The sequence below is a fragment of the Acinetobacter defluvii genome (assembly GCF_001704615.3).
Classification (GTDB): domain Bacteria; phylum Pseudomonadota; class Gammaproteobacteria; order Pseudomonadales; family Moraxellaceae; genus Acinetobacter; species Acinetobacter defluvii.
This window is the reverse complement of sequence record NZ_CP029397.2, coordinates 1,695,827-1,720,710: the sequence shown is the minus strand read 5'-3', so window position 1 is coordinate 1,720,710 and position 24,884 is coordinate 1,695,827. Positions and strand designations below refer to the sequence as shown.

26 protein-coding genes and 1 CRISPR repeat array are annotated in these 24,884 nt (G+C 37.0%); of the genes, 20 read left to right on the top strand and 6 right to left on the bottom strand.

Annotated features, from left to right (window positions below; genetic code table 11):
- The first annotated feature begins 1 nt into the window (after position 1).
- From DJ533_RS10495 to DJ533_RS10460, 8 genes are all read left to right on the top strand, one after another.
- Positions 2 to 1,621, top strand: a complete 1,620-nt coding sequence (locus tag DJ533_RS10495) for a hypothetical protein (protein ID WP_065995045.1) — start codon at positions 2 to 4, stop codon at positions 1,619 to 1,621.
- Positions 1,622 to 1,673: 52 nt separating this feature from the next.
- Positions 1,674 to 2,894, top strand: coding sequence for a hypothetical protein (locus tag DJ533_RS10490; RefSeq protein WP_065995044.1), 1,221 nt, complete (start codon positions 1,674 to 1,676; stop codon positions 2,892 to 2,894).
- The gene (locus DJ533_RS10485) at positions 2,884 to 3,240 is read left to right on the top strand and encodes a hypothetical protein (RefSeq protein ID WP_065995043.1); all 357 of its coding nucleotides are present in this window, start codon (positions 2,884 to 2,886) and stop codon (positions 3,238 to 3,240) included. The genes DJ533_RS10490 and DJ533_RS10485 overlap by 11 nt, the downstream gene beginning before the upstream one ends.
- Positions 3,237 to 3,641 carry a hypothetical protein gene (locus tag DJ533_RS10480; RefSeq protein WP_065995042.1) on the top strand — a complete coding sequence of 135 codons (405 nt, stop codon included), beginning with the start codon at positions 3,237 to 3,239 and terminating at the stop codon, positions 3,639 to 3,641. Before DJ533_RS10485 ends, DJ533_RS10480 begins: the two co-directional genes overlap by 4 nt.
- Positions 3,642 to 3,656: 15 nt before the next feature.
- The gene (locus tag DJ533_RS10475) at positions 3,657 to 5,552 is read left to right on the top strand and encodes a hypothetical protein (protein WP_065995041.1); all 1,896 of its coding nucleotides are present in this window, start codon (positions 3,657 to 3,659) and stop codon (positions 5,550 to 5,552) included.
- Entirely contained in the window at positions 5,545 to 5,775 is a 231-nt protein-coding gene (locus DJ533_RS10470) for a hypothetical protein (RefSeq protein WP_065995040.1), read from the top strand. Before DJ533_RS10475 ends, DJ533_RS10470 begins: the two co-directional genes overlap by 8 nt.
- Positions 5,776 to 5,836: 61 nt before the next feature.
- The gene (locus DJ533_RS10465) at positions 5,837 to 6,145 is read left to right on the top strand and encodes a hypothetical protein (RefSeq protein WP_065995039.1); all 309 of its coding nucleotides are present in this window, start codon (positions 5,837 to 5,839) and stop codon (positions 6,143 to 6,145) included.
- On the top strand, positions 6,129 to 6,869 hold the full coding sequence (locus tag DJ533_RS10460) for an N-acetylmuramoyl-L-alanine amidase (protein WP_065995038.1): 741 nt from the start codon (positions 6,129 to 6,131) through the stop codon (positions 6,867 to 6,869). The genes DJ533_RS10465 and DJ533_RS10460 overlap by 17 nt, the downstream gene beginning before the upstream one ends.
- A gap of 197 nt (positions 6,870 to 7,066) precedes the next feature.
- A CRISPR array of direct repeats spans positions 7,067 to 7,515; the repeat unit is 28 nt; unit sequence GTTCACTGCCGTATAGGCAGCTTAGAAA.
- Between the two features lie 79 nt (positions 7,516 to 7,594).
- Here the strand turns inward: DJ533_RS10460 and DJ533_RS10455 are convergent.
- The 3 genes from DJ533_RS10455 to DJ533_RS10445 all read right to left on the bottom strand — a co-directional run bounded on the left by DJ533_RS10455 (position 7,595) and on the right by DJ533_RS10445 (position 10,326).
- Positions 7,595 to 9,037 (bottom strand): ISL3 family transposase, encoded by a 1,443-nt coding sequence (locus tag DJ533_RS10455; RefSeq protein ID WP_065995037.1) that lies wholly within the window; start codon positions 9,035 to 9,037, stop codon positions 7,595 to 7,597.
- Entirely contained in the window at positions 9,030 to 9,377 is a 348-nt protein-coding gene (locus DJ533_RS10450) for a hypothetical protein (RefSeq protein WP_065995036.1), read from the bottom strand. The genes DJ533_RS10455 and DJ533_RS10450 overlap by 8 nt, the downstream gene beginning before the upstream one ends.
- 271 nt (positions 9,378 to 9,648) lie before the next feature.
- Positions 9,649 to 10,326, bottom strand: coding sequence for a DUF421 domain-containing protein (locus DJ533_RS10445; RefSeq protein WP_065995035.1), 678 nt, complete (start codon positions 10,324 to 10,326; stop codon positions 9,649 to 9,651).
- A 731-nt stretch (positions 10,327 to 11,057) separates the two neighbouring features.
- Here DJ533_RS10445 and DJ533_RS10440 point away from each other — a divergent pair.
- Positions 11,058 to 11,687 (top strand): LysE family transporter, encoded by a 630-nt coding sequence (locus DJ533_RS10440; protein ID WP_065995034.1) that lies wholly within the window; start codon positions 11,058 to 11,060, stop codon positions 11,685 to 11,687.
- On the opposite strand, the gene DJ533_RS10435 is transcribed toward DJ533_RS10440, so the two are convergent.
- Positions 11,650 to 11,865, bottom strand: coding sequence for a hypothetical protein (locus tag DJ533_RS10435; protein WP_065995112.1), 216 nt, complete (start codon positions 11,863 to 11,865; stop codon positions 11,650 to 11,652). The two genes, DJ533_RS10440 and DJ533_RS10435, sit on opposite strands and share 38 nt — an antisense overlap.
- Before the next feature lie 291 nt (positions 11,866 to 12,156).
- On the opposite strand from DJ533_RS10435, the gene DJ533_RS10430 reads away from it, so the two are divergent.
- On the top strand, positions 12,157 to 12,408 hold the full coding sequence (locus tag DJ533_RS10430; protein WP_065995033.1) for a hypothetical protein: 252 nt from the start codon (positions 12,157 to 12,159) through the stop codon (positions 12,406 to 12,408).
- Positions 12,409 to 12,486: 78 nt separating this feature from the next.
- Here DJ533_RS10430 and DJ533_RS10425 read toward each other — a convergent pair whose 3' ends face one another.
- Complete coding sequence (locus DJ533_RS10425) at positions 12,487 to 12,801, bottom strand: monooxygenase (RefSeq protein ID WP_065995032.1); 315 nt, start codon at positions 12,799 to 12,801, stop codon at positions 12,487 to 12,489.
- Positions 12,802 to 12,974: 173 nt separating this feature from the next.
- Between DJ533_RS10425 and DJ533_RS10420 the strand changes: the two genes are divergently transcribed.
- Positions 12,975 to 14,279, top strand: coding sequence for an IS4 family transposase (locus DJ533_RS10420; protein ID WP_109849248.1), 1,305 nt, complete (start codon positions 12,975 to 12,977; stop codon positions 14,277 to 14,279).
- A 47-nt stretch (positions 14,280 to 14,326) separates the two neighbouring features.
- Here DJ533_RS10420 and metK read toward each other — a convergent pair whose 3' ends face one another.
- A complete protein-coding gene (gene metK / locus DJ533_RS10415) occupies positions 14,327 to 15,493 on the bottom strand; it encodes a methionine adenosyltransferase (RefSeq protein ID WP_065995315.1) in 1,167 nt (388 codons plus the stop codon).
- 432 nt (positions 15,494 to 15,925) lie between these two features.
- Between metK and argC the strand changes: the two genes are divergently transcribed.
- The 9 genes from argC (at position 15,926) to DJ533_RS10370 (ending at position 24,850) form a co-directional block, all read left to right on the top strand.
- Positions 15,926 to 16,981: an N-acetyl-gamma-glutamyl-phosphate reductase gene (gene argC / locus DJ533_RS10410; RefSeq protein WP_171488613.1), complete on the top strand. Its 1,056-nt coding sequence runs from the start codon at positions 15,926 to 15,928 to the stop codon at positions 16,979 to 16,981.
- A 142-nt stretch (positions 16,982 to 17,123) separates the two neighbouring features.
- A complete protein-coding gene (locus DJ533_RS10405; protein ID WP_228716539.1) occupies positions 17,124 to 17,813 on the top strand; it encodes a DUF6776 family protein in 690 nt (229 codons plus the stop codon).
- 18 nt (positions 17,814 to 17,831) lie between these two features.
- A complete protein-coding gene (gene clpS / locus DJ533_RS10400; protein ID WP_065995313.1) occupies positions 17,832 to 18,248 on the top strand; it encodes an ATP-dependent Clp protease adapter ClpS in 417 nt (138 codons plus the stop codon).
- A gap of 9 nt (positions 18,249 to 18,257) precedes the next feature.
- Positions 18,258 to 20,534, top strand: coding sequence for an ATP-dependent Clp protease ATP-binding subunit ClpA (clpA, locus tag DJ533_RS10395; RefSeq protein ID WP_065995312.1), 2,277 nt, complete (start codon positions 18,258 to 18,260; stop codon positions 20,532 to 20,534).
- Between the two features lie 97 nt (positions 20,535 to 20,631).
- Entirely contained in the window at positions 20,632 to 20,985 is a 354-nt protein-coding gene (locus tag DJ533_RS10390; protein WP_065995320.1) for a YnfA family protein, read from the top strand.
- A gap of 371 nt (positions 20,986 to 21,356) precedes the next feature.
- Positions 21,357 to 23,345 carry a transketolase gene (gene tkt / locus DJ533_RS10385; RefSeq protein WP_065995311.1) on the top strand — a complete coding sequence of 663 codons (1,989 nt, stop codon included), beginning with the start codon at positions 21,357 to 21,359 and terminating at the stop codon, positions 23,343 to 23,345.
- A gap of 178 nt (positions 23,346 to 23,523) precedes the next feature.
- Positions 23,524 to 23,739 carry a hypothetical protein gene (locus DJ533_RS10380; protein WP_065995319.1) on the top strand — a complete coding sequence of 72 codons (216 nt, stop codon included), beginning with the start codon at positions 23,524 to 23,526 and terminating at the stop codon, positions 23,737 to 23,739.
- A gap of 235 nt (positions 23,740 to 23,974) precedes the next feature.
- Positions 23,975 to 24,442, top strand: a complete 468-nt coding sequence (ybaK, locus tag DJ533_RS10375; protein ID WP_065995310.1) for a Cys-tRNA(Pro) deacylase — start codon at positions 23,975 to 23,977, stop codon at positions 24,440 to 24,442.
- A 198-nt stretch (positions 24,443 to 24,640) separates the two neighbouring features.
- Complete coding sequence (locus DJ533_RS10370; protein WP_065995309.1) at positions 24,641 to 24,850, top strand: hypothetical protein; 210 nt, start codon at positions 24,641 to 24,643, stop codon at positions 24,848 to 24,850.
- The last annotated feature ends 34 nt before the right edge of the window (positions 24,851 to 24,884 follow it).

Here is a 24,884-nt window from a genome sequence, read left to right as displayed (position 1 = left end):
TATGAGTTTTTTTAAATTACCCAAAATTAGTGATGTTTCTGAGAAATTAGTAGAGCTAAAAGCACGCTCTATCACAGACATTCAGGCAACTTTTGTTGATGCAGCAGGCTCAACCGTAAGTACAAAACAAGTTATCGCAAACAGTCTAAAATTTGATGTTACCAATGGTTTTGATGAGCAAATTATTGCAGGGTCGGTGCGTTTTAAATTGGGAAATAATACTTTTATTGATCGAGCTGGTACGCTGTATCGTGATGTGGATCCCGCGAATAACAGTGGAACATTGTCAGGCACTGTGCAATATGGCACAGGCAAAGTCGAACTAAGCAGCTGGACACCGAATGTTGACAACACTCTTGTTTTGCAAAGCTTAACAACAACAACTGATATCCCACCAATCAACCAAGTCAGTTTTCGCACACCCGCAATTCCAATTCGACCAAGTTCTTTAACTGTGGTTGTAGGGACTTTGGAATTTGGTCAACTCACTTTACGAGCGGATGATAATGGTGTGATTGAAACTGCCGAAGCGCATGGCGGGATTAATTATGAAACAGGCTTTGTAGACTTATATTTCTATAAAAAGACTGAAATCACTGCTGCAAATCGTGAAGACATTGAATCGAAGAATTGGTATAGCGTGGAGCTTGAATACGCTGAAAATGCTAAGCAATATATCAATTATCCAGTGTGGGTTGCGCCTGAATCTGTACGTTATAACGCTGTAGCTTATAGTTATATTCCGCTTGATGCTGAAATTCTTGGCTTGTCTGCAACACGCTTACCGCTTGATGGACGCGTTCCGATTTTCCGAGTGGGTGACATTGGTATTATCAGTGCGACAAAAATGTATCAAATGACTGATCACGTTGCAGGGAAAACGTATGAGTTAGGTGATCAGCGTATTGCTTATTGTGAACTTGAAGATAGTGCAGGAACAAAGGTCCCATACGACATGTATGTAGTGGATTACGATTATGGCAAATTCACTTTAAGTGGTGACTTTGCGCTAAATGCCTTAGTTCCGCCTTTGTCTGCAAAATATAGTTATCAAGACATGGGTTTGATCAAGGATGTGCAGATCAATGGGCAAGTGACATTTACTAAACCTGTGACACATAACTATAGCGCTGCTGACTCGATTGTTGGATCTGCTTTGGTCATTGGTGATATGCAAGCCCGCTACACACGTAAATTTGTGCAACCGACTTGGAGTAACGATTGGAAAGATGAAGCCTCAGGTGGTGCAATTTCAGCACAGTACAACGATGCTTTATACCCAATTCAAGTCACCAATAACGGGGCAACGCAGGAGCGTTGGGCGTTGGTCTTTACTGATAATACAAATTTTAGAATCATCGGTGAAACATCGGGGCAGATTGGCACAGGTACTGTGAATACAGATTGCTCCCCAATCAACCCAGTCACCCATGCACCTTATTTCACCATCAAAAAGGAAGGTTGGGGCAATGGCTGGGCAAGTGGCAACGTGCTGCGTTTTAACACCATTGCAGCTAATCATCCGATTTGGGTAATTCGTACTGTGAAGCAGTCTGAACCAACAGTGTTGTCTGATTCATTCCAAATCATGCTACGCGGTGACATTGACCGGGTGGCTTAACTTTTAATTCAAATATGACCGCTTCGGCGGTCTTTTTTATGGGTAAAACATAATGACAATGAAGCAAACACAAACAAAAATGTTTGATTTTTCTGACGTTGGTTTGGATTTTTGTGCTGGATCTAAGAATCTATTTCCAGATCGTTTTAAGAAAATGCTTGCGCTGGGCTATAACACTCAAACTGTTTCAAGTGTTGCTGTGACAGGTAATCAGGTGGTTCTGACATATGGTGTAAACCATGGTTATGTTGCTGATCGAGTGCTAAAACTTAATGCTCCAAACTTAAATGGTGAGTATGTAATTGACAGTGTGACCACAAACACTGTGACGCTGACAATTGATAATCCACCTGCGGATGTTGCGGGTGGGTTTACAACATTTATTGCATCGCTTGGATGGCAACTAGTATATGAGCAAGCACACATTCATATCTATAAATTCAAGCACATTGATAACACAGATATGTATGCTCGTCTTTGTTTTCAGAATGCAACAACAACAGGCAATCGAAATTGTATTGCTGTAGGTATTGGGCGCACTGTTGATTTAAGTCTTGGTTTTATTACTGATGAAAATTGTTTACCAGATCTTTCTACATGCTCAACCGTTGCTGATGCCACTTCTAATATTAGATGGGATTTTACAGCAAGCACGGCATCAACGTTTAATAGCTATAGTTATACACAGGGCTATTCAATTTTTGGGCAAGGGAAGGTGATTGGAAGCCTTTATCATATTATTCTTTTGTTTCGAGTGGCTTCTGGATCTGGGTTGAGTGCGTTTTGTGGATTAGCTCCCTTCTATTCAGTGTACCAAAATATCAATTATCCAGCACTTTTATGTACAAATAATGGAGCTTCAACAACTTCAGCATCATTTCAGATTGGGGCTGGTAAAATTTATATCGGAAAACAATCATGTGTTTCGGCTTATGCGGGTGCAACAAGTCTTGTTTACCCAACAACCACAAATTCAAATAGTTATCTACCAAGTGATATAGATGATTTCAATACAACGACATCTGAACCATACCGAATTTATGATGAAAAAAGTCAACAGTTTCTGGGTTGCTTTATTGGTGGTATATATCGAGTAAATTACGATTCAAGCAATAGACCGGATATCAATTCTTTGGCTGAGTCACCAATAAAAACAGTAGATGTTGATTTCAACAACATTGTATATATCCAAGGGATTTCCAACACGGGTAGTTCTTCTATACCACGGCACTATGTTGCAGTAACTGTTGAGGAGATTAGAATTGGCCATTAAAATTGCTAGGCTGTTTCTTGGGGGGTATATAGCTGATTATCCCATGTTAATTAAAAAAGGTTATACGATTATTAAGCTACCAAAACCAATCATCACAGTGTTAAATGCAGATCAAGGTTTTGGGCAAATCAAGGGGGCTACCAAGAAGCTGAATACGATTTACCCGAATGTTGAAGTTTGTGTTTTTAAACGAAGCGATAAAAAAATGTTATGGACAACAACATCAAAAGCAGATGGTTCATATGCTTTTAGAAATATTGCTGTGGGGCTTGAGTGCTTCATTACAGCATTTGACCCAAAGCGCGAATACAATGCAGTGATAGCAGATGGAGTAAAAGCAAAATGAGTGTAGTAATACCATCATTAAATGCAAGCCTTGCTCAGCTTAAAGCACTTGCGGATTACATCGATCTAGGTAGCAGTAATGCTACCTTTGTTTTTTATGATGATGCCAAACCCACTTCGGTAGATATTAATGCAAACAACTCTGCAAAACTTCTAGTTCTTGATCTACAAAAACCATGTGTTAAGGCAATCAGCGAAAATAATATTGAGCTTTTCCCAACAAATGCTGGGGTTGCGACTAAATCTGGGATTGCTAAATGGGCAAGATTATTCAATGGTGAGGGTTTTGCTGTTGTAGATGTTGATGTGGGCGCTGGAATGGATATTGTTTTAGATAATCATGACATTGTCATAGGTTCAAGTGTAAAGCTTGATGTGATTTATTTAAGCCCGTTATTTTAAAAAATGAGGTGGTAAATGTCTGACTACACGCCACCAGATGCTTTAAATGTTGTTCTGAACTTTACACAAGAGTTAAAGCTAACCGACTCTCACAATTTGGTTTTAAATTTCGGTGCTGAAAATGGGTTTAATTATGCAAATATCAGCATCGACACATCATTTAGATTTAGAGCAATTGGAGCAGTTGAGCCACCAATTGATGTGCATGGCTCAGCCAATATTCATATTGACACATCATTCGCTTTAGAGGCTGTAGGCACTTTCGATATCAACCATATCGTCGGTGTGACATTAAACAGCGCCATAGGTTATCAAAAAGCTTTGCCGTGTTTGAGCGCCATACAAACGCCTTGGTCTAAACCAATATTAAGAGTCTCAAATGAGGCTCTTTTTTATGATGCTGGATTAACTCAGATAAATGCCGTGGGTATCAGATATGAAGAAGGAGGATTACTCACTCGAAACATTTGCAGCATTTTTGAAGAAACTACAGGTCTGAGTTCTGACTTAAATTTGGATTGGCAAGAGAATTTAAGGCTAAGAAAAGCCAATGCATTTCAGTATGAAACAGCCAAAAAACTATCAATCAAAAGGCATTTTGATTGGGTTGAATTAGTCAGAAAGCGTAAGCAAATTACATACTCACACGAAGTTGCTCAACACTTTGAAAAAACGTATCAATTTGAATGGGATAAAGGTCTTGAAATAACCACGACAAGTGAATTTGCGTGGCAAAAAGCTCGACCAATTTATTATCGCAAGCATCCAGTTCAACCGTGGCCAGAGCCTGAAATTCCTCAATATGTTGGCTCAACTGATCTTAATTTTATCTGCTTATTACATGAAGTGGATTCACACAATGTTGTTTTAAATTTTGGTGATGAAGATTGTATACCGAGTCTTTCACCTCGAAACTGGTGGTATATCGTGAATAATATTGAAGTCAGTCGTCTAGATAATGGCGAAAAAATTACAGTGATTGATGGGGGTTACAACACGAGTCGTAGCCAGTGGTGCTGGTCTTACAACTTAACTGTACCTGCATCTGAAATTTCTAAATTAGAGCCAATTGCAGGTCAGCCTGTGATTTTGAAGATTCAAGTGAATGACAATATTCACCATATGTTGCTTGAAAATCGTAGTCGTTCAAGACGTTTTGCAGAAGATGTGTGGAAATTGACAGGGCGAAGTCAAACGGCATTGCTTGATGCGCCTTATTCGCCAACACGCTCATTTCTACAAGAGAATGAACGAACTTCTGTGCAGCTCGTACAAGCTGAATTGGATCGAGTGAATAGCGATGCACAATTAAATTGGCAACTAATTGATGAACTCGGTTGGATCGTACCCACAAATAGTTTGAGCTATGTCAATCAAACCCCAATCGCAACGATTAAACAGATAGCCGAAGCAGGTGGTGGCTTTGTATATAGCGAAAAAGGCTCTAATACATTAAGCATTCGAGCAAAATACAAAAAAACCTTCTGGGATGCGATGCAATTTGATGATTATGATCGGCTGCTACCTGAGGGTTTGGTGACAAGCCAATCCACAGATTATGAACCTTATCCCGACTATAACAGTGTCACATTAACCAATGACCGCACAGGCTTTACGGGTCAAATCAAACGCACAGGTACGGCAGGTGATGTATTGCAAGAAACGGTCAGTAATCCATTATTTACGGCAGTCAGCATGGGTGGCTATGGTAAAGCATTACTTGCCAAAGCAGGGATGATTGAAACCCATAGTTTAGAAATCCCTGTGCAAAAAGATGTTGGTGAGTGTGAGCCGGGGGATGTGATTGCATTTAATGCAGAGTGGTGGGGCATTGTAGAAAGTGTATCTGTGTCATTCTCACATGCAGTGATCAATCAAAACTTAACCGTGGAGCGTGTTCTCAATGAGTAATGTTTTACAACGTTTAATTGATCTCATGCCGAAAGCGCCTGAATTCGTTGGCGCGATTACGAGTGTTGATCATCCAAATTATAAGGTTTTAGTTGCGGATGATTCAGGGCTTGTGATGTGTACGAGTAGTACAGTGTATAAGTTGAATGACCGGGTTTTTGTATCAGATCAAGAGATTAAACGACTTGCACCTACAGGTGAGGTTGTACAGATAGAAGTTTAAAACGTCAGAAAATCCAGCGCCCAACAGGGCGTTTTTTATTGCCAAAAATTAGGAGAAACCAATGTCAGAAACAACAGCCGCAGTTGCAGAAACATCAGCAGCAATTGCGGGGAAAGTAACAACAGTAACAGGTACAGGGGTGACTTTAGTGTCATGGGCAGCAGCATTGGATTGGGGTTTTCTAATTGGTGTGGGTATTGGTTTGGCGGGCTTAATCATTAGCTTTATGAACTTTTTATCAAATCGCCAATTTCAAAAACGTAAAGACAAACGCGAACAAGAACTGCATGAGATTGAAATGCGTAAAGCAGAATATAAACAACGAATGATCAATTCAAAAAGCGAGTTAGAACATGAAATTAATCAATGAAAGTGCGTGGCAATACTTAAGCGTAAAGCTCCCGATGTTGGGAGCTTTTTTTATGCTTATACTTATTCCGCTTTTACAGTGGCTTGTAGACTATAAGTTGATTCCAGATCAGTATTATGCTGTGGTGACGGGACTAGTAATTCCTGCACTTGCTTGGCTTGGTCGCAAGATTGCACAGCCAAATTTACACAATGTAAATTCATTCGTCACAGTCACAGCAGGGCACAGCAATGTAGATCCGGGTGCGATCAATGGTAAATTCAAAGAAGCTGAATTAGTCACAAAGTTCCGTAATGCTGTAGCGCATTATTTAAAAGAAGAAGGCATCGCAATCAAAACCGATGGTGTTGGCTCTGATAACCATAATTTAAACACCGCAATCAAACTGATTAAAGGTTCTGATGTTGCTGTTGAATTCCACATGAATGCAGCAAGCAACAAGGCAGCTTATGGTATTGAAACCATTGCACTGCCGAAAGATAAAAAGCTTGCACAGGATCTGTCAAAAGTTGTGGCCAAAGCTTTTAATTCAAAACTTCGTGGAGATGCCGGCTGGATTGATCAAAGTCAGTCAGCACGTGGAAAGCTTGGCTTTATTAGTAATGGTGGCTTGATTGTAGAGCTTGGTTTTATTTCAAATGACGCTGAGCTGAAAACTTTTAATGAAAAGTACTGGTTAGCTGCACGTGATATTGCGGATGTTTTGATTCGTCATGTGAAATAATACAGTTGTGTATGGTTTTTATGATAATAGCTTGTTAAATTAACTTATTGGGTAAGAGATGATTCTACCCAATATTTTTTGACTCTTTAATAAATTAATAAAATCAATGAGTTATAAGCATGGTTGAAAACTTAGGTATTTTGATATTTTAAGTTTTAACTCACTGTTATATCTTTGCTTTTTGCTATATTATTACTGTTCACTGCCGTATAGGCAGCTTAGAAAGCTTGAGGGAATCAAAACATGGAAAGATGTAAGTTCACTGCCGTATAGGCAGCTTAGAAATTTGCTAAAGAGGGTTGGGAACGTCGTTTATATGTTCACTGCCGTATAGGCAGCTTAGAAAGCAAAAGATGTAACAAAATATATCGAGGAAATGTTCACTGCCGTATAGGCAGCTTAGAAAGGACGTCGGCTGTAAAGAAGCGCGTCAACTTGGTTCACTGCCGTATAGGCAGCTTAGAAAAATACGGTCTAGTGATATGCAAATGACATGAAGTTCACTGCCGTATAGGCAGCTTAGAAACAGTGGACTTTTTATTTGTCAATGTTGCGAAAGTTCACTGCCGTATAGGCAGCTTAGAAAAAAGACATTGTGACCTTGCAGAATCTTCGCAGGTTCACTGCCGTATAGGCAGCTTAGAAAATATTAAAAACCTTAACTTAACTAAAAATGGCTCTACGGAATAACGTGTGTAAAACTATCCTGTAGAGCTAGTTTAAATTTACTCATTCCGTGTGGAATCAAATCTATTTCTACACTGTTTACAAAGCAAAGTTGCATTATTTACAGAGTACTCTTTGTTTTTGTTTAACCAAGTTGCCATCAGTTCGGATGAATGAAATATACCCAAACAAGATTGGCAACGATATTCATATTTAATTAGCAAGAGATGCCTGATGTTTGCATAGTTTGTTCTTGCAGATATTACAATTGATGGGTCGTTCACTTGTTCATTAATGGCAACTATTGAACCAAGTTTTTCATAGTTAAAATGCTCTTCGCTTGGCATCTTTCTGAATAAAAATTTAGCTCTAATCATTTCATAGCTATACCCACGACCCTGCCTATTCATAACTTTAGCAACACCATTTAAAGCCTCTGTATAGCCATTAGTGATTCTATGATCAAAATAGGCTAAGAGTTCTTTTCTCCAATTTGTTGCAGCGGTTTTTAAAGCTTTAAAGTCAAGCTTGGTTTTACACATTTCATCAGGAACAATAGATAGCCATTCGTCAAGAATCTCAATTGCATCATCTTTGGTTTTTTGATCATAGATCGTATAAAACAGTTCTTTAAGATAGTAAGCAATTGCTAAATCAGGCTCGTTATCAAGCCACATATCAAGATTGAATTTTCCATGCTCATCAAGTTTATGAGCTCTTAAGCGGAGAAGCACTTTCTTTCTCTTCCAATCAAGTCCAGTAGCAGATGTTTTCTTTTTAGCTACTCGCTTTCGAATCTCATCCATTGCTATATTTGCCATTCGGACGACATGAAACTTATCAATTACGATTGGAGTACCAGGAAATACTGTATTGATTGCTTTCTTGTAAGCCTTCCACATATCCATTGAGAAGCCTTCTACAGGATCATTGCGGTGCTTCCATAGGTAGTTAGAAACGGTGGCATATTCACGATCTGGAAGCATATCCAATGGTCTTCTATTGGTAAGATCACATACTACAAATCGCAATTTCCCATCAATTGTTGTCTCATCAATTCCGATCCACCCTACCAATGTTGGCTCGTAATATCGGTTTAGGTCAGCAATATATTCATGAGCGATAGAGCGCACCGTCTTATCATCACAGCCAATGTTGTTGGCAATACGTGTAAATGTATCGTCAAATGCTTGAGATTTGATGTACTCGTAACAGCGCTCAGTCATCCGCATATCTAGTTGCATGCCAGTTACAGGCTGAATAAACGTACCACCACAAACACGGCAACGATAACGCTTTAGAGTTGCATTAATAACCACAGGTGAGCCACGCACAGGACTGTCGCGATATGAAGCAGATTTAGGACCATGCTTGTAAAATGATTTAGATCCACACTTTAAACAACATTCAGGCTGTATCAAATGCTCAGCATTAATGATTAACTCATTGCCACGCTCAACACTCAATACTGCCCAATTTGGAAGATCAAGAATGTCAGTCATTAGAATGCTTCAATAGATTATTAAGCTCGTTAATGTTTAATTCAAATAATCTACCATCTGTTGTTTTTAACTCAAGCCAACCAAAGATTGCATTTTTTTCCTGTCCAAGAAAATACTCAACATCCTCTTTAGTTGTTTTTTCTAGAAAATCTTTTGGGCTTATTTTTTCATACTCAACACCCTCATAGAATGTGAAGTGACCGCAAGTGAAGTCATCAAAACCCCATTTATCCTGCTTACACAAAACAGGATCAACACCAAATATTTTTGTATAAACATTCTCACCACTCTTAAATCTACGATATGCATCATATCCAGAACGGATAGGTTTTAATTGCATTTTAATTATTCCACATGATAATCCGAAATCAGAATATAACATGATTTAATTAATTACACACGATATTCCGAATAGCCCTAAAAATTTTGTTCACTGCCGTATAGGCAGCTTAGAAAAAACATTAGTATAATGCCTTGTAGATTATGTGAACTTCGACTCTAAACTTGCATTCGGATATGTTAGGGGGATGCAATCAAGGTGAGTGAGATTTGAAATTAAAATATCTACCTTTGTTCTGTATAGCTTGTTTTATAAGTTGCACGGTTTGATATTATTTACTTCTTTTAGTATTAATAGATAAAACCCAATGCTGTTTTTGGCAGCGCTCACATGTTTCATTAATTTTTTTAATTAAACGAGTATTTCCACAGAACATACAGGAATAAAATCTTTCTGGGTAATAATCAATAGTTTGTTTGTATTCATTTGGAAAAATTGGAAGTCCCCATTTTACTTCACTATCGTGAAATAGTATTAAACTTAAGCAACCTTCGGTTTCCAATAATGCAATTTTTATCTGCCCTAGATGTTCAACTTGCTGTTGGCGCATTTCAGAAAAAAATTCATCATAAGAATATTTTTCATTTTTAATGCCTTTTAAAACCAACATACCATCTTCAACAATATACATAGGCTTGCCTTCTAGCAAGCTTTCTATTTTTTTTGATTTCATTGTTAAATAAGTTGTACATCGGTAGAGTACTAAAATACTAACAAAAACAGTAAGAGCTTGTATAAGAGGAAGATCTTCTGTAAACATTGGATCACCAGCAATTGATCCTAAACATAAGATAATAGCAATTTCGAAGATCGAAAGTTGTCTTACGCCACGCTTACCAGAAAACCTTAAAAAGATAATAATCATCAAATACATGACGATACATCTTAAAATGATTTCAAGAATAAAGCTAAATGATGAATCATGAATAAAAATTCTAAACAGTTCCATTATTAAAATTCTTATATAAATAACTATAGTTTACTCTAATTGGGAGTATAATTTCTTTATCACTTTTATAATTAAGGTGAACAATTAGAAAAGATCCACTCTCGCCTAACTTTTTCCCATAAAACATTAAAAGCCATTGTCAATTTGAGTCAAAGAGATTTTATTTGTCATCAATAAAAATTGCTACATTGATCTAATCTATTCATGTTTTTTTGCATTTTAGAATTTTATAGATCAGCAGGATCAAAATTTGCTATGGTCAAAGGGGGGGAGATAATTGTGCTATATTTATTGAAATATGAGACCGATTTAAAAGTAATTCTAAGTCGGTTTTCTGCTATTTATAACTGTGGATAACTTTTTATTTACGCCAATAGTTCGCCAAATTATTTTAAGTTATTGTATTCAATTAATAAAATTAACATGCCAAACGTAGGTGATAAAATTACTGTAAATATTACCACTGAAGCTTCTGTGGCTACTAATAAATAATAAATGCAATAACTTGTGTTGAAATTAATTTTATTCAGCACAAGTTTTTTGTCGTGTATGCTGCGCTAAAAGGTGAGTATTTTACCTATTTTTACTATAAAATAAGAATAATTTTAAATAAATTATGCCAAAATTTAAGAATAAATATGCCTTTTAAGGTGTGTTTTTTAATTTTGTAGTTCACCTAATTCTTTTCACACAGCGTATAATAAATCTTTTATATTCATCATTTAAGCTACATGTCTTTGTTATTGACCATTTGTTCGTTACATTTCTTTGCCCAACTTAGTCCTGGTCCTGATGTCTTACTTGTTGCAAAAAGTTCTGCCTCAACCACACGTCAAAATACCTTAAAAATAATATTGGGAATTTCTGTAGGAATTATCGTATGGGTATTACTAACACTCATGGGGTTTACGGTTTTAATTGAACAATGGCCTTGGATTCAGCAAATTCTCATGCTAATTGGTGGATTATTCTTAGCGAAAATGGGGTATGCGATGCTAAAGGGAGGAATTTTAACTTTAAAACAAGAAACAATATTAGAAGGAGTGATTCAGCAACAACCTAAAAACTATTTTATGTTGGGATTGTTAACAAATCTATCCAATCCTAAGACTTTGATTTATTTTAGTAGTGTATTTTCTCTAGCACTTAGCTCATCTGCCAGTATCCATCTAAAAACACAATTGGCAATCATCATTCCTATTCAAACATTTTTAGTATTTACATTGTTTATGTCCATTATGTCTCTGCCTAAAGTAAAAAATATTTACCAAAAATTAGGAGGTTATATCGATATCGTGTCAGGCACTTTGTTCGTTATTTTTGCTATATGGTTGTGGTTGGATGCGTTTCGTCTGTTGTAGGTTCGACTTGGTTTGCTGGACGTGCTTCATCTTCATTTAGTTTAAGGTTGGTTTTTAATTTTTGGCTATGTTGATATGTATTTGCAAACAGTGTAGTTTCAGTATTTTCAGAACCTTGATAGTGACGACTGCGATTTGCACGTTCACGTAAGCCACCTTTTTTAATGAGTTTAATCACAATCAAAATCTCTTCATAATTTGCTCATATTTTAAAGAATTTATGTGAATAGGGGAATATGAATAAGAGGTTAAATATATTTCTGAAATGAGCAATGACTTTAAAACTAAATTTAATTCTTTGATAAAATTAAAAAATATTATAAAAGCGGAATAATTTTTAAAAGTAGATACAAAAATTAGATTGTAAAGTTCACATATATCTGATTATTTAATCATAGTGACATCTTGTAAAAATAAAATGGTCACGTCTAGAAAAACAATAAATGTTTTTTAATAGCAGGAGGAAGATATGCTATACCAATATCATTGCGCTTGTTGTAATAAGGTAGTTACTGCAAACGACAAGGAATGCCAACACTGTGGCTCACAACATATTCGAAGTCCTTATGGGTTTTGGATGTTTTGTATTGTTGCATGTTTATTTGCAGCAATTAGTTTTAAACTTGGACAAATTTATTTAAATAATCATCAAACAGATACACCAGAACCAGTCACGCTGTTAGATGTTTTAAATCAAGATTCGAATAAGCCTAATCATTGAAAAAATGAATCTTCACCATGCTTTTCAAATGGAGTGCTTGAAAAGCATGTTTTATTTAATCCATCGCACTAGTATGATTTATTTTTTAACTAAAAAATTAGCTTGATTGATTTTCGATAAAGGAAAATTGACTGAAAAACATTTTGTACGAATATTTTTGATTCCAAAACTCTGTAAGCGTAACGTGTGCATTTTTGCATAATTTTGTGCATTTTCTTCATTATCAAATAAATAGATACCACCAGCTTCTTGGCTTTGACTATTTTCAGTCCAAATTTTCCATAAAAACCCTTTTTCTAAGTTAATACTTTCAGCAAGTTCTTTAAATGCAATCGACATTTCATCTGAAAAAGGTCCTTGGGTAGGAAAGTCAACTTGTAGTAATACTGGCATGGGAAATTCCTTCATTTGAAAGCTGTAAAGTTATCATTCTATGATTTTATAGAGTATGTGCGTGAGAAAAATTTTAAATAAAAAAGCCCTGCATTTGCAGGTAATGCCAGTCAGTTAAGCAAAAAAAGTTAAAATGCTGTAAAAAGAGTGTATGTAAATACGCTCTTTTTTTTATGAAATTATCTCAGAATTTAGATATAACATTACAACAAACCTTGCCTTCACTTTCTCAATTTAGTGAGTTAATTGATTTAAACTGGATTGAAGATTGCTTAAATCAAACAGGTAAAGCATCCATTCGAAAAAGAAAACTTCCTGCTGAACATGTTGTTTGGTTAGTCATTGGACTTGCTCTATTTCGAAACCAACCAATTTGGTATGTAGTTCAGCAATTACAACTTGTTTTCGGTACAACAGAATACTGTGTACCTAGTGCATCGGTACAGGCAAGACAGCGCTTAGGTTTAGAACCTATGAGTGCTTTATTTTCAACATTAAGTCAGGCATGGCTTAAAGACTCACAACAACAATATAATAACTTTCATGGTCTGTGCGTTTGTGCTGTAGACGGCGTGGTTTGGTCTATGCCTCATACCGAAGAAAACTTTAAGCACTTTGGCTCTTCTAAAGGGAAAACAGCAGTTGTTCCTTATCCACAAGTTAGAGCAACTTGTCTTGTGAATACCAATACACATGAAATGATCGATGCCCAAATTGGCAGTATGGATCAAGGTGAATTAACCTTAGCTAGTCAATTAAAAGCACCTGCTCATAGTATTACCTTATTTGATCGTGCTTACTTCTCTGCTGATTTTTTAGTGAGTTGGCAATCTCAGGCAGAAGAAAGTCATTGGTTGATGCGTGCAAAAGATAACCTTCGTTATGAAGTTATTCACAATAATGCCGCCCATGACTTTCAGATAAAAATGCCTGTTTCACCAAGAGCAAAAAAGATCAATCCAGCATTAGGTGATTATTGGGAAGCCCGTTTGCTTGAAGTTGAATATGCAGGAAAAACGAGGCGTTACATTACATCATTGACAGATTCTAAAGCGTATCCATTCAAAGACCTTGCGATGCTTTATATGCAGCGTTGGGAAATAGAAATGTGTTATCGAGAAATTAAAAGTGATTTACAGGATTCAAAGGTTTTAAGAAGTAAGCAACCTGATTTGGTGTATCAAGAATTGTGGGGTGTATTTATAGCTTATAATATTTTGAGACGACAGATGAAATTTATCGCCCAACATGCAAATGTCAGTCCTTTAAGGATCAGTTTCCATATTGCATCCATAGGTATTATCAATATCTTAAGACATACGCCTTTAGAGTCAGCAGGAAACTTACCTAAACATTTAGCACAATTATTTGAACAATCAAAAATATTTGTATTACCTGAAAAAAGGCAGAGAGAATGTTCACGAGTCGTGAAAATTAAAGCACAAAAATATCCAAGAAAATGCCAGTCAATTTCTTAACTGACTGGCATTACGCCTATGGCGAGCTTTTAGAAAGTCATTAAAAATTATAGATTAGCTGATGCTTTTAAAGCTTCAACTTTATCTGTTTTTTCCCACGTAAATGCATGATCCGAACCTTGACGACCAAAGTGACCATAAGCAGCAGTTTGCTTATACATTGGTTGTAAAAGGTCTAACATACGGGTAATACCATAGGGGCGTAAATCAAAGTGTTCACGAACCAATTGAATAATTAATTCATCAGAAACTTTGCCTGTATTAAAGGTATTGATTGAGATAGAGGTTGGTTCAGCAACACCAATTGCATAAGACACTTGGATTTCACATTTGTCAGCAAGACCTGCTGCAACAATATTTTTTGCAACATAGCGCCCTGCATAAGCTGCAGAACGGTCAACTTTTGATGGGTCTTTACCTGAGAATGCACCACCACCATGACGTGCCATACCACCGTAAGTATCTACAATGATTTTACGACCCGTTAAACCACAGTCACCTACAGGACCACCGATCACGAATAAACCTGTTGGGTTGATATGGAATTTTGTTCCTGCATGAAACATATCTGCTGGAATGGTTTTTTTCACGATTTCTTCAATCACAGCTTCTTTTAAATTGGCTTGTGAAATATCGGGATCGTGTTGAGTGGAAAGTACTACAGCATCTAAACGTACAGGTTTGCCATTTTCATAAGCAAAAGTGACTTGACTTTTTGCGTCAGGACGTAACCACGGTAAGGTACCACTACGACGTAATTCTGCTTGTTTTTCCATTAAACGATGCGCATAAGAAATCGGCGCAGGCATAAGTACGTCAGTTTCACGGCTCGCATATCCAAACATTAAGCCTTGGTCACCCGCACCTTGATCTTCTGGTTTTTGACGATCAACACCTTGTGCAATCTCTGGAGATTGTTTACCAATCATATTGATGACGGCACAAGTCGAACCATCGAAACCTAAGTCAGTATGATGATAACCGATACCTTTTACGGTATGACGAACAATAGATTCAAAATCCACATTGGCAGTGGTGGTAATTTCACCAGCAAGCACAACTGCACCTGTTTTTACTAACGTTTCACAGGCAACTCGTGCATATGGGTCTTCTTTTAAAATTGCGTCCAAAATAGCATCGCTAATTTGATCCGCCATTTTGTCTGGATGGCCTTCGCTTACTGATTCAGAAGTAAAAACACTGTACTCGCGCATGAAAATCCTACGGCTATTATTTTTTCGATGCGTTATGTTACATCTTGTTGTGCATAATCACTAGGCTATTATCATGAAAAAAATCAATTTAATATATAAAATAATTCATTTAATGGGATAAAAAACATTAATTTTCAATTAACTTAAATTTTAGAGTAACTGAATTTTTTGATAAATATATCATTTTAAAATCAAATTTATTAATATATATCATGTATATATTCTACGTCGAAACATACATCCCTTCATATTTAAAATAAAAAAAGAAAAACAGAAATTACTTTAAGTTTAATTGGGCTATTTTCAGACAAAGAACTGTTTTATTTTGTTTAATTTATTTTAAATAAAAAGAAAACCAACTGAAATAGTTTAGAAAAGACAAACTTCCTGTCATACTAGCACATGAAAATGGATACTTTTGAATTTGAGGTAATAAACGTGATTTCAGTTGGTATTGTCGGTGGTACAGGTTATACAGGCGTTGAATTGTTGCGTCTTTTACTGCGACATCCGAATGTACAGGTGAATGTTCTTACATCACGTACTGAAGCAGGGAAGCGTGTAGACGATATGTTTCCAAGTTTGCGTGGACATACCGATCTTCAATATTCAGATTTAGAAATTGATACTTTAAAGCAATGTGACGTTGTGTTTTTTGCAACGCCGCATGGTGTTGCTATGAAGCATGCAGCAGAACTCGTTGCTGCAAATACCAAGGTGATTGATTTAGCTGCTGATTTTCGTTTGCAAGATTTGGCGCAATTTGAAAAATGGTATGCGCTTGAACATGCGTGTCCTGAGATTTTAAAAGACTCTGTTTATGGTTTATCTGAGTTAAATCGTGACAAGATCAAGCAAGCAAAAGTAGTGGGTAATCCAGGCTGTTATCCTACTACGGTACAATTAGGCTTAGCACCATTATTTAAACATACAGACATCTTAGTGAAACCAGAAAGCATTATTATTGATGCAAAATCAGGTGTTTCGGGTGCAGGGCGCAAAGCCAGCCTAGGCATGATTTATTCTGAAAATGCAGATAATTTTAAAGCGTATGGTGTGGCAGGACATCGCCATCATCCTGAAATTGTGGAAGCATTGGAAAATATTTCAGGACACAAAGGTGTATTTGACCATATCGTTTTTGTTCCACATCTAGTGCCCATGATTCGAGGAATGCTCAGTACGATTTATATCGATTTAACAGATGTAGGTGATGCACTTGATATGCAAAGTTTGTATGAAGAGTTTTATGCCAATGAGCAATTCGTGGATGTGATGCCAGCCAATAGCTCACCTGAAACGCGTTCCGTGCGTGGTGCAAATCAGTTGCGTATCGCGCTATATAAACCACAACCAAAAAAATTGGTGATCTTGTCAGTACAAGATAATTTGGTTAAAGGCGCAGCAGGTCAGGCTGTACAAAATATGAACTTAATGTTTGGTTTTGATGAAGGTGCTGGACTACAAAGCATCGGATTATTACCATAAAAAACGCTTTTCAACTTCACACACATTTAACTTTACGGTTAAATGTGTGTTTTGATGCAACTACTGATCAGAGATGACGATGCCAAATACACAAACAAATACTGCGTCACAACAACCAGCGCCAAAACCTAAAAAAAATTTAATGAATGGCAGTTTGCCACTTCTAGCAGGTGGTGTCGTCTTATGTGCAGGAAGTATGCTATTAGGTTATACCGTTGGGCATCGTCAAGGTTTAACGGTTGTGGGGTATGATGCTGATGCAGAGCAATTGGTCGAGGTTGTGGAAAAGCAAAAAGCAACATTAGCCAATTTGAATAAAACGTTGAATGCTGCTGTGCAAGAGCGTGATGTTGCGGTAAGTAATACCAAAGATTTGTTTGAAGCATTGAATCAAGCCAAAGCTGAAAAAGAGCAAGTGGATGGAAAAAACAAGGTTTATCGTGATGTATTAAAGCAGCGTGGTGGTTTGAGTTTGACAGTGCAAAATATTGCAGTCAAAGCTTTGCCTGAAAATGCTTATGAATATCAGATTGATTTGGTTCAAGTGAGTCCAAATAATCGCCGTGCAACAGGTTCAGCAGAACTGCGCTTAATTAGTGGTACAGAAGTGCTCACCATTCCAATGGAAGACGGGGGCTATAATTTTGAAGACTTTGAACGTTTAACAGGACGTTGGACGATGCCGAAAGGTTTTACTCCTCAATTTATTGAAATTCGTTTAAATGGTGCAGCACCAGTAGTAAAACGTTTCAGTTGGTCGAGAGGTAAACCTGTAGAAAACTCAGCAGCATTTGCTTCTGAAATTCCTCAAGCTGAAGCCAATGCTCAATAACTTATGAATTTAAAATATATGCGAACCCATAAACGTAAAACCAATTTAAATGAAATAAAATTATCCTTTCAACAAACAGGATATGTTGATTGGCATTTTAATCCACGCTTAAGTGATTCGCAGCAAAATGAGGAGATGGATGGCGATGTGGCAGTGGAAACTGCACCACCACAATTAAAACGTCCACCGATGTACGCTGTTATTTTAATGAACGATGATTACACACCAATGGACTTTGTAATCGAAATTTTACAACAATACTTTGCTTTGAATCTTGACCAAGCTACTCAAGTAATGTTAACAGTACATTATGAAGGAAAAGGTGAAGCTGGCGTATATCCAAGAGACATTGCGGAGACAAAAGCCAACCAAGTAAATAATTACGCTCGATCACAAGGTCATCCATTACTTTGTCAGATTGAGCCAAAAGAATAAGGGGATTACATGCTCAGTCGTCAATTGGAAGTTTCTTTACGTTTGGCTGTTAGCATGGCTCGTCAAAAGAGACATGAGTTTCTTACGGTTGAACATTTGTTATTGGCTTTATTAGACAACGATTCTGCAGTAAATGCACTTAAAGCGTGTGGTGCAGAAATTGTAAGTCTTCGTAAAGAATTAGAAGAATATGTAGAACAGCATACACCTAAGCTTGGTGAAAATAGTGACCAAGCACCACACCCAACTGAAAGTTTTGATCGTATCTTGCAACGTGCAATTTTCCATGTGCAATCGAGTGGTGGGGATCGCACTGTCGAAGGTGCAGATGTTTTGGTTGCAATGTATTCAGAGCGTGATTCATTTGCAGTGTATTTACTGAAACGTCATCAAATTAATCGTTTAACCTTGACTCAATACTTATCACATGGTCAACGTAAAGACGAAATTCAGGTTGAAGAAGAAGTTGAAGACTTAGATGGTGAGTCTGCCTCGAATGTGAATGCTGGTCCACTAGAACTTTATACTTTAAATTTGAATACTGAAGCACAAAAAGGCAAGACTGATCCACTCATTGGGCGTGAAAAAGAAATTGAGCGTACCGCGCAAATTCTTTGCCGTCGTCGTAAAAATAATCCACTTTTAGTGGGTGACCCAGGTGTTGGTAAAACTTCAATTGCTGAAGGTTTGGCTTGGTTAATTGTCAATGGTAAAGCACCTAAGCCGCTTGCCAATGCGGAAGTGTTTAGCTTAGATATCGGTGCTTTGGTTGCAGGTACAAAGTATCGAGGTGATTTTGAGAAGCGTTTAAAACAACTTTTAAATGCGTTAAAGAAAAAACCAGAAGCGATTTTATTTATTGATGAAATTCATATGATTATTGGTGCAGGCTCAAGTATGGGCAGCACGATGGATGCATCAAACTTAATCAAACCTGCTTTGGCAAATGGAACTTTACGTTGCATCGGTTCAACGACATTCCAAGAATATCGTCAAGTTTTTGAAAAAGACCATGCATTATCACGTCGTTTCCAGAAAATTGATGTAAATGAGCCATCAATCTCAGAAACTGTTGATATTTTACGTGGCTTAAAAACCAAGTTTGAAGAGTTCCATCATGTGAAATATGAGGATCAAGCTTTAGTTTCTGCGGTTGAATTATCTGCAAAATTTATTAATGATCGTTTTTTACCAGACAAAGCCATTGATGTGATTGATGAAGCAGGTGCACAACGTCGCTTAAAAGCAGAACAAGACGATACACTGATTACTGTAGAAAATATCGAAGATATTGTGTCAAAAATTGCACGTATTCCACCAAAAACCGTATCGAAAGATGATAAGTCTGTATTGGAACATCTTGAGCGTGATCTTAAACGTGTGGTATTTGGTCAGGATGAAGCGATCACTGCCTTAGCATCTGCGATTAAGTTGTCCCGAGCAGGTTTGAAATCACCTGATAAACCAGTGGGTAGCTTTATATTTGCAGGTCCTACAGGTGTGGGTAAAACAGAAGTCACCAAGCAATTAGCAAAATTACTCGGTGTTGAGTTTGTTCGTTTCGATATGTCTGAATATATGGAACGCCATGCAGTATCTCGTTTGATCGGCGCACCTCCAGGTTATGTGGGCTATGATCAGGGAGGGTTACTCACTGATGCGATCCATAAAAATCCGCACTGTGTGTTATTGCTAGATGAGATTGAAAAAGCACATCCCGATGTATTTAACTTGTTATTACAAGTGATGGATCATGGCGCATTAACTGATAACAATGGTCGTAAGTCAGACTTCCGTAATGTGATTATTGTCTTGACAACCAATATCGGCGCAGAAAGTATTTCACGTACCAGTATTGGTTTCACTGAACAAGATAATAGTAATGACAACCAAGAAGCAATGAAACGTGCCTTTGCTCCTGAGTTCCGTAACCGTTTAGATGGTGTGATTCAGTTTAAAGCATTGCCGACCACAGTGATTGATTCAGTGGTAGATAAATTCTTAACTGAGTTGCAAGCACAATTGGATGAGAAAAAAGTCGTGCTTGATGTCGATCAATCCGCACGTGATTGGATGGCGGAAAATGGCTATGATCGTTTAATGGGTGCTCGTCCAATGCAACGTTTGATTCAAGAGCACTTGAAAAAACCGCTTGCTGAAATGATTTTGTTTGGCGAGCTTGCAGATCATGGTGGTAATGTTGCTGTTTCTGTGAAAAAAGAAAACGGCAAAGCTGTTGGTCTTACGCTTGAAGTTTTTGAAGATCAAACTGCAGAACCTGCGTAATTTTGTACTAAAATTTAAAAAACCCGTGTAGATCACGGGTTTTTTATGTGCTTATTTTTTTAATTTCATTATGTCTTATCAAGAGAATTTTAAAATCATGGATATACACATCACAAAGATACTAAGTACTTTTATATTATTCTTTGTGACTGCAATTGCTGAGATTTTAGGATGTTATTTCCCCTATTTAATTTTAAATCAGAGTAAAAGTCAGTGGTTATGGCTGCCTACCGTCCTCAGCCTAGCTATTTTTGTATGGCTGTTAACGTTGCATCCTGCTGCTTCAGGGCGAATTTATGCTGCATATGGTGGAATTTATATTTTTACAGCGTTGATGTGGCTAAGATTTGTTGATCACATCAGTTTAAGCCGTTGGGATATGATTGGTGGTGTCATCGTGTTGTGTGGTGCAGCATTAATTATTTTACAACCGAATGGTTTAGTGCGCTAATTTTATTTCCAATTGATATTTTTAGTTTTAACCAAGATTTCATCAAACTTAAGCATGATTAGTGTGATTTAGCTGAAAGTTATATAAAAGGGTTTTAATAATCTTATATGTTAATTTCTAAATTAGCGTTAAATCTATTTTAGATATCAATTTTTAAGATATTGAAGTTTATATATATTGATTTATCTGTTAATCAATAAAATCTATCAGTTTAAAATACGGTTAACTTGCATATTTTTTGTTCTTTTACGTGAGGAATAAATAAATATGCCTTTGTAGGCTTTACGCTTGATCGTTTTTTTACGACAATATAGAGGTTTTTGAATCTCTATTCATCTTGTTCTATTTTCAAATTTATTGGACTCTGATCTATGACAACCCCACTGAATGAACGTCGTATTGCCAATGCAATTCGTGTACTCGCAATGGATGCTGTGCAAAAAGCAAACTCTGGACATCCAGGTGCACCAATGGGGATGGCTGATATTGCTGATGTGGTGTGGCGTGAATTTTTAAACCACAATCCAACTAATCCACAATGGGCAAATCGTGACCGTTTTGTATTGTCAAATGGTCATGGTTCAATGCTTCAATATGCATTATTACATTTGACAGGTTATGATCTTTCAATCGAAGATTTGAAAGCATTCCGTCAATTACATTCAAAAACACCAGGTCATCCTGAGTTAGGTTATGCACCTGGGATTGAAACGACCACAGGTCCATTGGGTCAGGGCATTGCCAATGCCGTTGGTTTTGCACTTGCTGAAAAAACCTTAGCGGCACAATTTAACAAAGAAGATATTAAAGTTGTTGATCATTACACTTATTGTTTCTTAGGTGATGGTTGCTTAATGGAAGGTGTTTCTCATGAAGCATGTTCATTGGCAGGGACTTTAGGTTTAGGTAAATTGATCGCCTATTATGATGATAATGGGATCTCGATCGATGGGGAAGTAGAAGGTTGGTTCTCTGATGATACAGAACAACGCTTCTTGGCTTATGGTTGGCAAGTGTTGAAAGTTGATGGTCATGATGCAGATGCAATTCGTACAGCGACTGTTGAAGCACAAGCTGAAAAGGCTAAACCAACATTAATCATTTGTAAAACTGTGATTGGTTTAGGTTCACCAAATAAACAAGGTAAAGAAGATTGCCACGGTGCGCCACTTGGTAATGACGAAATTGTTTTAACCCGTGAAGCATTAGGCTGGAAAGAAGAACCTTTTGTGATTCCTGAAGATATTTATACGTCTTGGGATGCCAAAGCCAAAGGAACTGCGTCTGAAGCAGCTTGGAATGAAACATTTGCAGCGTATCAAGCAAAATATCCAACAGAAGCTGCGGAGTTAAAGCGTCGTTTAGAAGGTGATTTACCTGCTGATTTTGCTGCAAAAGCGGATGCTTATATTGCAGAAGTGAATGCAAAAGCTGAAACCATTGCAACACGTAAAGCCAGCCAAAATGCGATTCAAGCTTTTGCACCACTACTTCCTGAAATTTTAGGTGGTTCTGCTGATCTTGCAGGTTCTAACCTAACCCTTTGGAAAGGTGCGAAAGGCGTTGAGTCTGATGCTGCGGGTAATTATGTACATTATGGTGTGCGTGAATTTGGTATGACTGCGATTGCCAATGGTGTTGCATTGCATGGTGGTTTCATTCCTTATGTTGCAACATTCTTGATGTTTATGGAATATGCACGCAATGCTGTGCGTATGTCTGCGTTAATGAAACAACGTGTGATCCATGTGTATACGCATGACTCAATCGGTTTGGGTGAAGATGGTCCTACACACCAACCTGTAGAGCAAATTGCATCTTTACGTGGAACGCCAAACTTAAATACTTGGCGTCCATGCGATACAGTCGAAGCGTCTATTTCTTGGAAATCTGCTTTAGAGCGTAAAGAAGGTCCGACTGCATTAATTTTCTCTCGTCAAAACTTAGCTTTCCAAACACGTACAGCAGAGCAGATTGTTGACGTTGCGAAAGGTGGTTATGTATTGGCACAAGAAAAAGGTGAATTAAAAGCAATCATCATTGCAACAGGTTCAGAGGTTGCGTTAGCAATGGAAGCATATGCACAACTTGAAGGTGTGCGTGTCGTGTCTATGCCATGTGCTGAAGAATTTGTAAAACAAGATGCTGCTTATCGTGAAGCGGTTCTTCCGTCCAATATTCGTGCGCGTGTTGCGGTTGAGGCAGCGCATGTCGATTATTGGTGGAAATTTGTTGGTTTAGATGGAAAAGTGATCGGTATGACCACTTATGGTGAGTCAGCGCCAGCAAAAGACTTATTCCAATTCTTTGGTATTACGACTGAAGCAGTGGTAAAAGCTGTAAAAGAATTAACAGCTTAACTTTTTCAGTCAGATATGGAACGCCTCTACGTGAGGCGTTTTATTTTGGATATATCTTTTAAAATTGCTGGTAAATTAACCAAATTATACTGGCAGTTTTTAGCAAAAGGTATATAGTTATGCCATTCATCCAATGTTCTTGAAATATGGTGAAACATTTGCCATAAGTGAGGAAAATATGAGCCTTTATGATCAAATTAATGATGAAATTATCCTGATGGATGCAGGAGAACAGAAGTGGATTGGACAAGATTTACCACTTGAGTCGATGGTTGCTGTTGAGTTGTTATTACAAGATTTGGCTGATGATAAGCAAATTAAAATTCGCCGTAAAAACCATGAAAAGCAAACTGGTTTAAAACAGATTGATCGAATTTTGGTAGAAAAGTTATAAGTATTTAAGTGTTTAGACTACGAAGCCCCAAATGGGGCTTTATTTTATTGATAATTTTATAATTTATTTCAACTTCTTAAATTGGCTATAGTAAACTACAAAAGGTTCACTAAACTTAAACTCAACCTTGAATGTAGAACGCCTCTTAAACAAAATGATAAAATAGCCTAAGCAGTTTAACATCTCATATAAAGATGGCTTATAATTATCACTCATTTTCAAAGAATTCTAAATTATGACACCAGCATGTAAAGTTTTGAAATCAAACAAAATCGAATTTTCAATCCATGAGTATGAACATGATGTCAATGCCAAGAGTTTTGGTTTGGAGGCAGCAGAAAAACTAGCTTTAAATGTAGAAGAAGTATTTAAGACTTTGATGGTGACCGATGACAAAAATTATTTCGTTGCAGTATTGCCTGTCAGTCATCAACTGAACTTAAAAAAAGTTGCAGCAGCTTTTGGTACGAAAAAACTACATATGGCAAACCCAAAAGATGCTGAGCGCTTAACAGGTTATTTAGTGGGTGGAATTAGTCCAGTTGGGCAAAAAAAGCGTTTAAAAACCGTAATTTGTGAAAGTGCAAAAGACTTAGAAACAATGTATGTTAGTGGTGGGAGAAGAGGGTTAGATATAGGTATTCATCCAAGTGATTTAGCTAAGGTTTTAGGTGCTCATTTTGCTGATATTGTGGAAGAATAACCACCTCTACTTCTTATATTGGTAAATATCTTTAATCTTATAGCAAAATAGCTTTAAATTTATTAGTCAATGTAATGGTGAAAATATTTTGTTTTTGAGCTGTGGAAATTTAACTGAAGAAAAATAAATTTATTTGCAACATTTCTATCCAAGTTGATATGCTAAATTAAGTTGATTTTTGAAAATAGAGTAAAAATTATGCAAGAATCTACTCCTCCAGAAGTGATAACAAATGAAGAAGTTGAAATGGAACAATTAGATCAGGCTGAGCAAGAGCAACAATCTTCAAGTTTTGATGGTTCAGGAGCGGTTGATCTTTTTGATTTGACAGAGCTGGTGATGGAACTGGGAAAAGGCGCAAAAGATATAGTCGGCTCTATTCTTGACAATATTGATTTAAATTTTTAAATTGAAATAAAATTGAGTCGTATTTCACGGCTCA

Excerpts from the sequence above, each read along its gene's own strand:
- DJ533_RS10455 (WP_065995037.1), bottom strand. The coding sequence starts at position 9,037 with ATGACTGACATTCTTGATCTTCCAAATTGGGCAGTATTGAGTGTTGAG.
- DJ533_RS10445 (WP_065995035.1), bottom strand. The coding sequence starts at position 10,326 with ATGGAACTGTTTAGAATTTTTATTCATGATTCATCATTTAGCTTTATT.
- DJ533_RS10450 (WP_065995036.1), bottom strand. The coding sequence starts at position 9,377 with ATGCAATTAAAACCTATCCGTTCTGGATATGATGCATATCGTAGATTT.
- clpS (WP_065995313.1), top strand. The coding sequence starts at position 17,832 with ATGCGAACCCATAAACGTAAAACCAATTTAAATGAAATAAAATTATCC.
- DJ533_RS10495 (WP_065995045.1), top strand. The coding sequence starts at position 2 with ATGAGTTTTTTTAAATTACCCAAAATTAGTGATGTTTCTGAGAAATTA.
- tkt (WP_065995311.1), top strand. The coding sequence starts at position 21,357 with ATGACAACCCCACTGAATGAACGTCGTATTGCCAATGCAATTCGTGTA.
- clpA (WP_065995312.1), top strand. The coding sequence starts at position 18,258 with ATGCTCAGTCGTCAATTGGAAGTTTCTTTACGTTTGGCTGTTAGCATG.
- DJ533_RS10465 (WP_065995039.1), top strand. The coding sequence starts at position 5,837 with ATGTCAGAAACAACAGCCGCAGTTGCAGAAACATCAGCAGCAATTGCG.
- DJ533_RS10480 (WP_065995042.1), top strand. The coding sequence starts at position 3,237 with ATGAGTGTAGTAATACCATCATTAAATGCAAGCCTTGCTCAGCTTAAA.
- DJ533_RS10475 (WP_065995041.1), top strand. The coding sequence starts at position 3,657 with ATGTCTGACTACACGCCACCAGATGCTTTAAATGTTGTTCTGAACTTT.
- ybaK (WP_065995310.1), top strand. The coding sequence starts at position 23,975 with ATGACACCAGCATGTAAAGTTTTGAAATCAAACAAAATCGAATTTTCA.
- metK (WP_065995315.1), bottom strand. The coding sequence starts at position 15,493 with ATGCGCGAGTACAGTGTTTTTACTTCTGAATCAGTAAGCGAAGGCCAT.
- DJ533_RS10420 (WP_109849248.1), top strand. The coding sequence starts at position 12,975 with ATGAAATTATCTCAGAATTTAGATATAACATTACAACAAACCTTGCCT.
- DJ533_RS10440 (WP_065995034.1), top strand. The coding sequence starts at position 11,058 with ATGTCTTTGTTATTGACCATTTGTTCGTTACATTTCTTTGCCCAACTT.
- DJ533_RS10380 (WP_065995319.1), top strand. The coding sequence starts at position 23,524 with ATGAGCCTTTATGATCAAATTAATGATGAAATTATCCTGATGGATGCA.
- DJ533_RS10370 (WP_065995309.1), top strand. The coding sequence starts at position 24,641 with ATGCAAGAATCTACTCCTCCAGAAGTGATAACAAATGAAGAAGTTGAA.
- DJ533_RS10460 (WP_065995038.1), top strand. The coding sequence starts at position 6,129 with ATGAAATTAATCAATGAAAGTGCGTGGCAATACTTAAGCGTAAAGCTC.
- DJ533_RS10430 (WP_065995033.1), top strand. The coding sequence starts at position 12,157 with ATGCTATACCAATATCATTGCGCTTGTTGTAATAAGGTAGTTACTGCA.
- DJ533_RS10470 (WP_065995040.1), top strand. The coding sequence starts at position 5,545 with ATGAGTAATGTTTTACAACGTTTAATTGATCTCATGCCGAAAGCGCCT.
- DJ533_RS10405 (WP_228716539.1), top strand. The coding sequence starts at position 17,124 with ATGAATGGCAGTTTGCCACTTCTAGCAGGTGGTGTCGTCTTATGTGCA.
- DJ533_RS10425 (WP_065995032.1), bottom strand. The coding sequence starts at position 12,801 with ATGCCAGTATTACTACAAGTTGACTTTCCTACCCAAGGACCTTTTTCA.
- DJ533_RS10390 (WP_065995320.1), top strand. The coding sequence starts at position 20,632 with ATGGATATACACATCACAAAGATACTAAGTACTTTTATATTATTCTTT.
- DJ533_RS10490 (WP_065995044.1), top strand. The coding sequence starts at position 1,674 with ATGACAATGAAGCAAACACAAACAAAAATGTTTGATTTTTCTGACGTT.